The sequence below is a fragment of the Paenibacillus sp. FSL R7-0189 genome (assembly GCF_037969925.1).
Lineage (GTDB): Bacteria > Bacillota > Bacilli > Paenibacillales > Paenibacillaceae > Paenibacillus_AQ > Paenibacillus_AQ odorifer.
This window is the reverse complement of the sequence record NZ_CP150223.1, coordinates 4,649,810-4,663,042: the sequence shown is the minus strand read 5'-3', so window position 1 is coordinate 4,663,042 and position 13,233 is coordinate 4,649,810. Positions and strand designations below refer to the sequence as shown.

Sequence of the window (13,233 nt, the reverse complement as noted above, 5' to 3'; positions counted from 1 at the left end):
TCCCCGGTTCCGGTACCGTTATCTGTGCCTCCTGCTGCCTGAGCATTCTGATCCTGTGCCTCATCATCTGATTCCGAATCCTCTGAATCCATACCAAATAACCTGGCAAAAAAACCTTTACTCGGCTCATTGGGCTCCTGATTGCCGAGCTCATCCGATGCTTCTGCATTCTGCTGCCCTGTTCCCTGCTCCGCAGTCGCTTCCGCATCTTGCTGCCCTGTTCCCTGCTCCGCAGTGGCATCTGCTGCATCTTGTTGCCCTGTTCCCTGCTCGGCAGTCGCTTCCGCATCCTGCTGCTCTGTTCCCTGCTCTGTAGTCGCTTCTGCATCCTGCTGCTCTGTTCCCTGCTCGGCAGTCGCTTCCGCATCCTGCTGCTCTGTTCCCTGCTCTGTAGTGGCTTCCGCATCCTGCTGCTCTGTTCCCTGCTCTGTAGTGGCTTCCGCATCCTGCTGCTCTGTTCCCTGCTCCGCAGTTGCATCTGCGTCTTGCAGCTCAGTGCCTAATTCGGCTGACGCCTCTGCATCCTGCTGGTCTTGGCTAGTTTCAGATGTTGTAGAATTTTCCGCTGAATCTTCACTTTCCCCGATAGCTGAAGCTCCTACAGGTTCTGTGTGATCTGCAACTAGATCCGCTGCAGTTGTCTTCATTGCTGCAGCAGCTGCAGCATTATCTTCCAGATGGTCATCTTCCGGTGCAGAATCACCGCTGTGAATAAACTTGCTCATTTCATAACCCCCTGTTTACTGTCGGTATACAAACCAGTCGAACAAAGAACCCGCGACCTTCCCACTCACCATCGCCATTAACAGACCGAATAGATAATGTGTCATATTTAAGCGTTTAGCGAGTATCGGCAGCACATTTAATACCTCGGTCAATGCTGCAGCGAGCATCCCGACAAAAATCCCATCAAATAGTCCTACACCAAGTTCAACTAGAGGACCTGAGGTAATTTTCCAATTCCAAAAATCACTAACAGTACCTACTAAAGATCCACCTACCATCGCGCCTTCATACCAATGAACTTTATCGTAAGAAGAGGTTAATTGCGCCAGACGCGGCACCATATCCAGCACAACAAATAGAGCGATCACTCCACCGCCTACAGCAATACCACCCGCAATGCCCAGCAGCAAATTTAGTCCCAGTGCTATGGGTGCCGTCATCTTCAGTCCTCCGTATTCTCAGATTGGTTTTCACTACGGCGCCTCATCTTGCTGTATTCCTCATTGATGACATATTGGTCGATGTTCTTCTGATACAGATACATTTCCACTTCCAGCGGAGTAGGCTCCTCGTTCCACTTCTTTTTAAATAAATGGTTGAAAAAAATGACCATCCCAAACCCGATGCCCAGAGAATAAGCAATCTGAAATATATAGGGATGCTCATCCCGATGACCCGTTAGCATCTCCACAATTCGAATTTGTACCTCCAGCATATTTACATCAGCATGAAAGTTCATAATCGTCAGAGCAGACCCAAAGAAAAGCAGCAGCCACACTAAAACAAACATCGCCACCGAAGGTTTCCGTCTCTCCACCTGACTCTCAATCTGTACAATCGTCCTCCCTTCACCGATCGGTTCAATGTCTGCATTCGGTATAAGTTCATATATCCGGGGGATAACCATCAACAGATCAATCAAAATCAGATTGCCGTCACTTTGCTCCGGCTTCATTAAGAGAATTGTCTCCAACGACTCTTTCAGCTCAGGCTCCGCTATCAAAAAAGCAATATCACCCAATGTGACACCTTTACCCTTGGGAACCATCACCCGATTTTTAAGCTGTATATAGATGGTGGGAGCAGAATGTTGTTTCATCCGCATTCCTCCTAAAGGTTATGGTGAAGCTCAGGTCCAAGATAACGGTAGTATGGGAGTAAAGCCTTATTTTTACTCTTGCTGCTCTGAATCAATTTCCTGAAATACTGAAATGTTGCTTGTTTATAGGTATCAGGAAAGGCCAATCCTTCTTCTGGAAATTAAAAAGAAGACAGCTCAAGGTAATTAACCTTAAGCTGTCTTCTTGTTTCTGCCAATTCATCAGTTAGATCGCAAGTAATCCAACATACCGTGCCTGTTCAATTTCATCCAGAAACGAGATATCCATTCCATTGATAAATGTAGTTGTCATCATTGCTACTCCTTTACAGAACCAAGTGTCATCCCTTTAACAAAATATTTTTGCAGGAAAGGATATACGATCAAAATTGGAGCGGCTCCGATAAATATTTGCGCGGCTCTCACCGTCGTCTGCGAGATCAGCTCCATTTCCTTTGGATTGATGCTCATGGAGCTCATATCCCGTTGAATGATAACCGTCTGCAGGAATGTCGCCAGTGGAAATTGTTTGGAATTATTCAAATACAATAGTCCATCGAACCAGGAGTTCCAATGAAATACCATGCTGAACAAGGCAATCGTAGCGATCGATGGTAAAGAAATCGGCAAGTAAATGCTAAACAACGTACGGAAATGTCCGGCTCCGTCTATAAGCGAGGCCTCCTCCAGATCTTTTGGAATACCACGGAAGAAGTTCAGCATCAGAATCACCAAGAACGTATTTACCGCACCTGGCAGAACAAGTACCCAGAAGGAATCCATCAAACCAATCTTTTGAATCACAATGTAAAATGGAATCAATCCGCCGTTGAACACCATACTGAAAACGAACAACCAAGAGTAGACATTACGGCCCTTGAAGGCTGAGTTTTCTTTGGACAACGGGTAGGCTGCCAGAAAAGTAATTAATAGTGTAAGTCCAGTCCCGAGTATGGTTCTTTGTACAGATACCCAGATGGAGTGTAGGAAGATTGGATTGTTTACTGTCTTTTTATAAGCTTCCAGAGAGAATTGCTTTGGCCATAATCCTACCAAATTGGCATCAGCTGCCGACTTCGCGCTAAAGGATACAGCCAGCACGTGAATCAAAGGTACAATACACATCAGTGCGAGCAGGATTAGAAAGCAAGTATTAAACACATTGAATATACGATAACCTCTTGTTTTGTAATACATAAGTTGTCTCCCTCTTCCTTTGGTAAATTAGAAAATGCGATATCCTGCCCACTTCTTAGCCAAACTGTACGAGACGAGAATTAGGATCATACTAATGGCCGACTTAAACAGTCCGATTGCCGTACCAAAGCCCATCTCACCATTCAGAATAGCCGTGCGGTACACGAAGGTATCAATAATATCGCCTTTCTGATAGACCAGTGGATTGTAGAGGTTAAAAATCTGGTCAAACCCTGCGTTCAATACATTTCCGAGAGCCAAGGTACCTACCACCACAACCATTGGCAATAGAGATGGCATTGTGATAAAACGTGTCTGCTTCCAGCGGTTAGCGCCGTCTATTTCAGCAGCCTCATATAATGAAGGATTGATTCCTGCTAGAGCAGCTAGGAAGACGATCGTATTATAACCAAATTCCTTCCACACATCTGTGAGAATAACTGTGAACCGGAACCAGTTGTTATCCCCTAAGAAAAAGATGGGTTTGAAGCCCATGCTGCCTAAGATCTGATTGACAAAACCATCTGTAGCAAGCAAATCCAGCAATATCCCGCCGAGAATAACCCAAGATAAAAAGTGAGGCAAGTAAACCAGCGTCTGAATAGTGCGCTGTATGTATACCTTGCGAATCTCATTTAACAAAATGGCGAACACAAACGGTACAGCCAGATTGAAAATCATTTTTAGAACAGCAATAATCAATGTATTCCAAATGACCTGCATACTGTCATTACGTTCAAACAGATAACGGAAATTGTCCAATCCAACCCATGCCGAGCCTGAAATTTTCAGCCATGGCTTATAATCCTGAAATGCCATCACAATTCCGCCCATTGGAATAAAGCTGAAGATGATCAGGAATATCATCGCCGGCAATAACATCAAGTGAAAAGGCCATGTTTTTTTTAGTGTTCTCATCCTTGGTCCCCCATATCGTGTCAAGTTCTTCTGTAACCATACTCAAATTATAGCAACGCCCGAATTCCTCAAATAGCGAGCAAAACCAATATATATGGTACAAAAGCAATCTCTTTATCACATAGAAAAAAGAGGACTCCAAACGCAAACAGGGACCCTCCCTAAAGCCTAATACTACGGCTGAAGAGACGGTCCCGTTTGCTGCTTTTACCTAGTCAAACTAAATCCAAACCTTATTTTACGCTGTCATACCATTCGTTAACTTCTTTAGTGATTTGATCGCCACCACCTGATTTCCAGGTTGCTACAAAGGAATCAAATGCATCCAGCGGTTTGTTGCCATAGATGATTTCATTAAACGTTTGGTTCTCAATTTTGTTCAGATAGTCCATCTTCGATTTCATAGTTTCGGTCGTAGGACCTGTGAACATATTCTTAAAGGATTTATCCTCTTGCGCCAGCAGAACTTTTGCAGCAGCTGGGGTATCTTTACCATAATTCACAGCTACGTCTTTCTCCAGGCGGGTTGTTGGCTCTGCGCCATCTGCCAGGTTAAGGAGTGCTTTCATTTGGGCATCCGGAATCCGGGCACCGTCACGAACCAGCATATAACGAACGCTATTCACATAACCGCCAGCAATTTTATCATTTTCGATCATCTTACCGTTCGCATCTAGCTCATAGTCGTATCCTGCAAAAAGGCCGTTATCCAGTTCACTGCCTGGCGTTGGGTTAGCAAAGTTATCGAACAGGTAGTTTTGATAAGTAAAGAAGGCTTCAGGATTTTTCATTTTCGTGCTGATCAAAGTTACACCGTTAGTGAATTGTGTACCATGACGCATAACCTTTCCATCTGGACCCGCTGGAATTTCAATTGGAGCCCATACTGCATCTGGAGAGTTCTTCACGGTATCCTGAAGCGGCCAGCCGCTCATCCAGTAAGGACCCGGGAGAATACCTGCTGTACCCGCAACTGCTGGTTCGGCAGTTTTGTTCTCATCCCAAAGAGCCGCTTCCTGAGGAATATAACCTTTAGCCAACCATTCCTTCAGTTTTTCGAGCCCTTGCTTCATGCCAGCATTTACAGAGCCGTATTCTAATTTACCATCAGCATCTAGATTCCATTGCTGTGGCAAGGTTCCGTAAGCACCAAAGATCCAAGAAGGGTCGCCCATCCAAGTGTTCATCGTTGTTTTAAAGCCGATACTAAGTGGAGTTACCTTGTCTGGTGCCAAGCCATCAGGGTTCTGATTCTTGAACGCATCCATCACTTTTTCCAGCTCATCGATCGTCTTCGGTGCTTGCATATTCAGCTTATCCAGCCAATCTTGGCGGATCCACAGAATGTAATCATGGTTATATGCATAATCGAGAACAGGCAGACCCATTCTTTTTCCATCACGGCTGTATTGGTTCCAAACGTTAGGATCCTGTGCCATCGCTTCTTTCCAAGTATCTGAAGCATATTTATCAAACAAAGTTCCTACATCAGCATACATGCCGGAATCGATCAAATCCTGTGCAATCGTGTTGTCGGCTGTACCGATGGTTACGACATCAGGCATGTCCTGACCTGAAGACATGGATAAACGCAGCTTCGTACCAAATGCGCCGTTCGTATCTGTGATGGACCAAAGGGACTTAATGTTGATGCCGAATTTTTCTTTAGCCCATTTTGTAGCCACGTTATTCTCAATGCTTTCACCGTTTTTGAATTTAAGCTCAGGGTCCACGCCCCATGCGGTTGTAAATGTCACCTCAGGATCGTATTTATCCTTGTAGGCGTTTTCAGAATTGGAAGCTGTATTTGCAGTCGCTTCACCAGCTGTTTTATCTCCAGCAGTGTCTTTACTATTAGCAGCGTTATTGCCTGAACAGCCCGCAAGGCTACCCGCCAAAAGCATGCTCATACACAGGAGCGGCAGCCATCTTTTTCTCTTCATCGCGCTCATTTTGTTCCCCCTTGGATTCCATAAGTGTTGGTTACAATTTAATTATAGGGAACGATTCTAAGCCCGAATACGTCATTTAAACAAGGTTTCTGCACCTTTCTCAACCTCTATCCGTCCCGGAATTCATTTGGTGTCATATGGTAGTGTTTTTTGAACATCTTACTGAAATATTGCGGATTTTGATATCCAAGCTCAGAGGTGATTTCATAGATTTTTTTATTCGTATTTTTAAGCAGATAAAGTGCCCGTTCCATCCGCATCCGAATAATATAGTCCCCAAGCCCTTCCCCAGTCTCAGCCTTATAAATCTTGGACAAGTAGACAGGATGCAAATATACATGATCGGCAATGGTTTTGACGGACAGCTCATGACCCGAATGGTTTCCTACCAGCTCATGGACCTGCTTGATAATATAACTTTTCGTATTCTGATCGCTTTCGGATAGCTCCTTCTGAAGCTTATCGAGCATATCAAACGCCCATTCTTTAAGCTTATCAAAAGAAACAATAATACTCTGCGTCAACAACGGATCTAAAGCGTATTGGTCAATCTTGGAGATGAACTGGCCACTCTTATGCGCTATATACATAAATGCATTCGTTATAGATAGAAAGACCTCGTACAGATGTTCACTAGAAAACCGTGCATTCTCCATATCCCGGAACACGTCAGCAATTTTTTGCCTTGCTGTATCCCATTGTTTGGATTCCAACAGATGAATGAGTGTAGGTGGACGATAAAGACATTCGAGCGATTTGATGCTCATCGTCTCCTGATGCTGGCGATCATCCAAAAACAGCACGGAACTGGATTCATCATGTGCTGCCAAATACATCGAGCTAAGACCGCTTCGATAGGCAGCCGTCATCCCCTCTGGAAAGGTGAACCACTCCGTTACAATCAGTGAAATCTCACCCTTGAGGTAATTGCTTACACTAATTTGGAAATTCGCGATCACCGCTTTTAGGACTTGCTGCCTTGCAGCTTCATAGTTAGCCATTTGCTCCAATTCCTGCTGAACTGCCGGCTTTAATTCAACAAGCAGAATCAAGCAATCATGCGGCGCTTTGCAGAACCAGACATGGAACTGCTCCTTAAAAAGCTCCTCGGCAATGTTACCGATCGCATATTCCATTAGAGAAACCGAATGGTGATCCATGGCGGCATAATGTTTACCAAGCTGAATCAGCAGCATCGCCGCTTCAGCGTCCGGCTGGAAGGAGATTTCATATTCCTTCAGCTTAATGGCCAGCGTCCGCTCGGACAGCACCCTGCCAAGAAGCAATTCGTGCATCAGATTAGCCCGCAAAACACTGTAATCGGCTTTGCGATTATACAGCAGCAAATGATATCTATCATGGGCTTCCCATTCATCTTTCAAAGATTCAATCGCACCGGATACGCTTTTGATAAACTCGTCATCACTTACCGGCTTCAAAATATAATCAAATGCCTGCAGTTGAATAGCTTTTTTCGCATATTGAAAATCGGAATAACCCGTCAATAAAATGGACCGAATATTTGGCCATTTCTCGCCTACGGCTTCAATTAATTGCAGGCCAGTCATTCCTGGCATTGAAATATCAGTAACCATAATATCTATAGCCTGCTGTTCCATAATTTGCAGAGCTTCAGCACCCGATGCCGCTTGATGCACCTGCTTCACCCCGATTTCAGCCCATGGAATAGTACGAGCTAAACTTTCCGTAACATAGGGCTCATCATCAACTAACAACAGCTCTATCATTCTTTCCCCTCCTAGATGTCATTCCATTTCATTGTCTGTGTAGGGCAGCAACCACTGCAGTGTCACCTGTAACCCTCCGAGTGGAGAAGGCGAGATGCGCAAACCAGACGTCTCCCCAAAACGCAGCCGCATTCTCTGATGCACATTCCATAAACCGCAGCCCATTTCTTCATCCATCGCCCTGCTTAGTTTATTTTCCAGTTCTATAATTCCCTCTGTCGTCATTCCCTGACCATCGTCCTCAACCGTAAGCGTCATTTCTCTGCCTACACATGAACCCGTAATCCGCACCAGTCCCTCTTTGGCGATGGGCTCAATTCCATGTATAACCGCATTCTCCACCAGAGGCTGCAGTACGAGCGGCGGAAGCTCTCTTTTGCGCATTTGCGGTGGGATATTGATCTCATAACGAAGTCTGCTCATCCTCATCTTCTGGATCTCCAGATAATGATTCACAAATTCCACCTCTTCAGACAGCGCAACCAAATCACGTTCCTGACGAGTGGTGTATCTGTAATATCGGGACAAATTATGCGACATTCCAACGACCGCACCCATATTATCGAGCTTCGCCATACTTGTAATAAAGGAGAAGCAATTATAGAAAAAATGTGGATTAATCTGTGATTGAAGCTGCTTTAAGCGGGCTTCGCGAACGTGGATTTTCTCCATCAGCACATTCTCGATCAGCATCTGAATCTGTTCTACCATACTGTTAAACCGGCCGGACAGGAAGCTGAATTCATTCTTCCCTTTAATCTCCACTCGCGTAGAATAGTCCCCTTGCTTCAACCGTTGAAAGCCTCCAACCAATAACCTTATAGGTACCTGCACTTGAACATATAACAGATAAGCTACGAGACAGCTCATTAACAACAAAGCACTGATCGCAAAATAAAATAAACGATTAGAGGTCAGGATCGGATGTAAGATTTCAGTTAGCGGCATATAGTCGATCAAATACCAGCCCATTTTGTCCGAATAGACGATATTTACACTGTAGGATTCACCTTCTATTTTGACCGTGCGATTCTCACTAGGCTTCAGTTGGGTCTCTTCCAGCCTGTCTACCAATTCTTTGGCTAACACCTTGTCGGCACTGCGGTTAAAAATAAGTCCTGTTCCCTGCTTATAATAAAAAGGATCTCTTCTGCCATCACTCTTGAATTTATCCAGCATATCTTCTATGTTCCGGCTGTCGAACTCTACCTTCATAATCGTTTTGACTTTTTCCGGAGCGAATTCTGACATAAAAGGTGTAAAAGAGAACCACGAGAATACGAAGCGGTCACCCTCCTGCCCTTCAATCTTCTCCACATGCCAGCCCGACTTCACTTCCCGCTTCAGATCCTCATCTTCGTATAATTTCGCATCATTTTCAGATACCATACGGTGAATGGACGGGGAGTATAAATACAGCTTACTTTTCCAATTGGAGGAGCTTTCTTGAATGCTGATTTTGGTCTGAATCCGTTTGATCAGGTTTATCGTATCCAGATTCAAACGCCCTTTTTCCAGATAAGTATCCTTAAGGCTAAGGATATCAGGATCATGGATCAGCAGAATCGGCCACGAGGACAATAACTCCATATTACTTTCTACCTGATTCTGAAAAAAACTAAGCTGATTATTATTCGAAGTATTTAACTCCGTACGCAGCACATCCGTGGTCGTTTTATTGGAATAGAAGTAAAGGATGGTTATCGGGATCAGCATAATGACCATGATACTCACGATTTTGGTAAATAAATTATATCTATACACGTTCCTTCACTCTCCGGCTCAAATGTCATAGCCCCTATTGTACAAACAATCCCTACTTGCGAAAAGATAAATATCTAAAAAATGTGGTAAAGACAGGCCCTAACTGCCTTTTCGAGCACAGTTATTGCCTGTCTGCCTATTATTGCTGCAAAAGATTGAGTATGATGTAAGCTGCTTCAGCGCGTGTTGTATGGGCTTGCGGGCGGAAATTGCCATCTTCGAATCCATTGATAATCCCAGCCTGCGCAAGCGCTGTTATCCCTTCACTGGCATACATCGAGATCAGGTCTTTATCTTTAAAAGAAATAACGTTCACATCCGTCTGATCGTTCACTTTCTCCACCAACTTAAGCGCACGATACGAAATAGCTGCCATTTCTTCACGGGACAATTTATCATTCGGGCCAAAGGTGCCATCCGCATGTCCTTGTACAACACCCAATTTCCCAGCAGTAATCACAACAGAGCTATACCACGCATCAAGGTTCACATCTTTAAAACTGCCTGTTCCTCTTTCTGCTTTTAGCTCCAGCGCGGACAGCAGCATGCTGACAAATTCAGCGCGTGTAACCTCCCCTTGCGGATTAAAGATCCCGTTTCCTATTCCTTGCACGATCCCTTTAGCCGTCAAGGATTCAATCGCTAACGTGGCCCAATCTGCTGCTTTTAAATCTGTGTACCCCACCTCTGCGTACCCCGCAGCATAAATGCTGAAATGACTTGGATTAAACACAATCTGTTCCGCTGTTGGGTTGTACCGCACAGCTTTGATAACTTCGAGTTTTCCATCAGCAAGTATCGAATAAACAGCAATCCGCTGGCTCTGCTCCCCGAGCTTCAGCTTGTAGTGGAAGGCTACCGATATTGCTCCTTTTTTGAAAACATCGATAGAAGTCCCGTCTACTGACACATGGATGTTATAGGCCGGGTAGTCTTTTGCTCCAGTTGCCAATGGTGAAGGCAAGGTTGGCGTAGCTACCTGAACCAGTGAGAGCGTTAGTTCCTTAGCTCCCGTCTTTATAATTCCTGCACTAGCTTCCGTAGAAACCGTAACAGAGGCCGCACCATATACAATTACTATTTGAGGATGTTTGCCCTGCTCTAGTATAGAACTCAACGGAAGATGAACGACTGCTCCCTTAAGCTCTCCCGTCGATGGCAGAACAGAAATAACCAGTTTTTCATCCGCCGGAAGCGTCGATAGCGCCTTATTGATATCCTCTATACTTAGCGTGATATCAGCTATGCCGGAAATTCCTGCTTGTGCCTTCACCTGAAGTTGTCCTGCCGCTGTATGTTCGACCACTGCTTTATTTGCTGAATTTACAACGCTTGAATCTCTGACCGTGATGACAGGATCAGGATTAACTCCCGTTCCGGGTTCTTCACCAGTGCCAGGATTTCCTCCCGTTCCGGGTTCCCCACCAGTGCCGGGATTATTTCCTCCCGTTCCGGGTTCCTCGCCAGTGTCAGGATTTCCTCCCGTTCCGGGTTCCCCACCAGTGTCGGGATTTCCTCCCGTTCCCGGTTCCTCTTCGCCCCCCTCACCGGCCACCGGGGTTTTGAAGACATTTAATGAAGAGAGTGCATTCCCTGCAAAATCGAACATTGCCTGATTCTCCCAAGCATTTCCTTCGCCTACCTTCCAGCCTACACCTTGCACTGGAATCCAAGCTGGTTCCCAATAGAACAAGCCTGTTCCTTTACCATCGGGTACTTTGGACAATACATTCATTACTGTTTTGACCTCAGCCATTTGACCTGCAACCGTAGCTGGGAAGCCACTGCCGTCTAGCTGATCCTGACGAGCGATGTTATTCTCAAAGTTGTCGCCGTCCTGCAACGTGTAAGGATATGCGGTTTCCGTCACAATCACTTCTTTACCATATCGTTTAGAGATATCGTCCAAGTTAAACTGCAGGCTATCCATCGTTCCGCTCCAATACGGATAAAAGGACGCGCCGATCACGTCATAATCAAGATTCCGCTTCGTTAATTCGTCAAAGAACCAACGAAACATATCATTTTTGCCACCTTCAGCAAGATGGATCATAATTTTGATATCCTGATCTGCACTCTGGCTGTCTCTAACTCCCTTCACTCCACTCTCTAGAAGCGGAACAACCTTCTCAAAAGCATTCTCTTGATCATAGGATTTGCCGTCAGGCCATAACAAGCCACCATTAATCTCATTTCCGATTTGGACCATATCGGGTGAAGCTCCCTTTTCCTTTAGCTCATCCATAACATCTTTGGTATAGTCATATACCGCTTGCTTCAATTCATCATAGGAGTAATCCGCCCATGCTCCCGGCTTGTTTTGCTTTCCGGGGTCAGCCCAGAAATCAGAATAATGGAAATCAAGCAACAGCTTAAACCCTTTGGCTTTGACGCGCTGCGCCATTTCCACAACATGCTCACGGTCATTATAGCCGCCAGCTTCCTGAGGATCATTCCATAAACGTAGCCGAATGTAATTTACACCCCGGCTTTTAAGAATATCCAGCAAATCCTTTTCTACTCCATTGTCGTAATACTTTCCACCGGCATCCTCAATCGCTTCCAGTGTGGAAATGTCCGCACCTTTTATGAACCCGGATTGCAGCACAAGCGGAGTAACCTGAATATCAGCTGTGGGTTGTAGGTCTGTCCCTGCAACTTTCCCCATTACGCTGTAAGTTCCTTCAACCGCGTACTCCGCCTCAGTAAGGTAATCCCAGGTTACAGGCAGCTGTTTGCTTGACCCATCTTCGTATATAGCCGTTACCGCTGATGGCAATAAAGCAGGCACATCCGTAATTGTGCTGACATTTATGCTCTCAAATCCGACAATAGGCGTACTGCTGTCACCTACTACTGTTACCTTCGCCACTGCCTTCTGCACAGTACCTGAGATAGAACCGCTTACTGTAAAGGTTCCGGGACGGGAATACTCTGCTGGCAGGATCACATCCCAAGCAACCTGAGCATCCTCCGTGTCAGAATTGCTATATACCACAGTTACAACACTTGGAAGCTCAGGGGCTTGCCCAATTTCCGTGTCCAACCGTACTGGCAGTACAGTTTGTATTTCACCCTGTGCCGGCTCATGCGGCGCGCTGTCTGCGGGAACACCCCAGACCTTCAGATCATTAATGGCTGCCCATTTTCCGCCGTTGATGCCGGTCAGGTTGACCCTTACATAAGAAACATTCCGCAGCTTGAAAGCATTGTACTGAGTTTGCTCTACACTGCTGCTCTGACTTTTGTCCACAACTGTTGTCCATACCTTATGATCACGTGATACTTCAATCGTATATTGATTAATGTAACTCCATGCATTCCAGATGACGGTTGCACCTGACAAGTCATATGCTCCTAGCAAATCAACTTCCAGCCAATGAGGAAAGCTCCCGTCATTCGCCGTCCAATGTGTGTTCCATTCATCGGAATCTACTGCGTTACCCGCTTCATACCCTGCAAGCTCACTATCGGATATAGCAGGCTTTCCTAGGGCAATATTCTCATCTCCTGCCGCTTGAGCAGACTGCCCAAACGTAAAAGGGGAAATAAGAAAGGTCAGAATCATAAATAATACAAATGATTTCTTCAATGTCTGCTTCCTCCTAAATAATTTAATCATGGATTATGTACTCAGCGGCACAGTCATTTTGTGCACTTCCTAATTGTAAACGCTTTATTAAATCTGCTATATGTTACGTTAGAAACATTTCAGCAGTTTTTGCAGTCGATTTGATCTAAGCAAGGAGTAAAATCACATACAAAAAAAGATGATCCGAAAGCCATACGGCTTCGAATCATCTTTATATAGGTAGAACCATTCCACTAC

8 protein-coding genes are annotated in these 13,233 nt (G+C 45.1%); all 8 read right to left on the bottom strand.

The genetic code is table 11. The features are described 5' to 3' along the window. Window positions 1-740: 740 nt before the first annotated feature. The 8 genes from MKY63_RS20230 to MKY63_RS20195 all read right to left on the bottom strand — a co-directional run bounded on the left by MKY63_RS20230 (window position 741) and on the right by MKY63_RS20195 (window position 12,996). Complete coding sequence (locus MKY63_RS20230) at window positions 741-1,166, bottom strand: stage V sporulation protein AB (protein ID WP_036676132.1); 426 nt, start codon at window positions 1,164-1,166, stop codon at window positions 741-743. Window positions 1,167-1,168: 2 nt separating this feature from the next. Continuing rightward, a complete protein-coding gene (locus tag MKY63_RS20225; protein WP_036676129.1) occupies window positions 1,169-1,825 on the bottom strand; it encodes a stage V sporulation protein AA in 657 nt (218 codons plus the stop codon). Window positions 1,826-2,143: 318 nt separating this feature from the next. Then, window positions 2,144-3,022: a carbohydrate ABC transporter permease gene (locus MKY63_RS20220; protein ID WP_076104427.1), complete on the bottom strand. Its 879-nt coding sequence runs from the start codon at window positions 3,020-3,022 to the stop codon at window positions 2,144-2,146. Between the two features lie 27 nt (window positions 3,023-3,049). Next, entirely contained in the window at window positions 3,050-3,940 is an 891-nt protein-coding gene (locus MKY63_RS20215; RefSeq protein ID WP_036676126.1) for an ABC transporter permease subunit, read from the bottom strand. A gap of 233 nt (window positions 3,941-4,173) precedes the next feature. Next, window positions 4,174-5,892 carry an extracellular solute-binding protein gene (locus MKY63_RS20210; RefSeq protein ID WP_038572454.1) on the bottom strand — a complete coding sequence of 573 codons (1,719 nt, stop codon included), beginning with the start codon at window positions 5,890-5,892 and terminating at the stop codon, window positions 4,174-4,176. A gap of 107 nt (window positions 5,893-5,999) precedes the next feature. Beyond that, window positions 6,000-7,640: a response regulator gene (locus tag MKY63_RS20205; protein WP_076213587.1), complete on the bottom strand. Its 1,641-nt coding sequence runs from the start codon at window positions 7,638-7,640 to the stop codon at window positions 6,000-6,002. An 18-nt stretch (window positions 7,641-7,658) separates the two neighbouring features. Next, on the bottom strand, window positions 7,659-9,404 hold the full coding sequence (locus tag MKY63_RS20200) for a histidine kinase (protein ID WP_076213590.1): 1,746 nt from the start codon (window positions 9,402-9,404) through the stop codon (window positions 7,659-7,661). A 139-nt stretch (window positions 9,405-9,543) separates the two neighbouring features. Further along, a complete protein-coding gene (locus MKY63_RS20195; protein WP_339809718.1) occupies window positions 9,544-12,996 on the bottom strand; it encodes a glycosyl hydrolase 53 family protein in 3,453 nt (1,150 codons plus the stop codon). Window positions 12,997-13,233: the final 237 nt, after the last annotated feature.

What these genes read in the sequence shown, in the direction of transcription:
- MKY63_RS20230 (WP_036676132.1), bottom strand. Translation starts at nt 1,166, where the DNA reads ATGACGGCACCCATAGCACTGGGACTAAATTTGCTGCTGGGCATTGCG.
- MKY63_RS20225 (WP_036676129.1), bottom strand. Translation starts at nt 1,825, where the DNA reads ATGAAACAACATTCTGCTCCCACCATCTATATACAGCTTAAAAATCGG.
- MKY63_RS20220 (WP_076104427.1), bottom strand. Translation starts at nt 3,022, where the DNA reads ATGTATTACAAAACAAGAGGTTATCGTATATTCAATGTGTTTAATACT.
- MKY63_RS20215 (WP_036676126.1), bottom strand. Translation starts at nt 3,940, where the DNA reads ATGAGAACACTAAAAAAAACATGGCCTTTTCACTTGATGTTATTGCCG.
- MKY63_RS20210 (WP_038572454.1), bottom strand. Translation starts at nt 5,892, where the DNA reads ATGAGCGCGATGAAGAGAAAAAGATGGCTGCCGCTCCTGTGTATGAGC.
- MKY63_RS20205 (WP_076213587.1), bottom strand. Translation starts at nt 7,640, where the DNA reads ATGATAGAGCTGTTGTTAGTTGATGATGAGCCCTATGTTACGGAAAGT.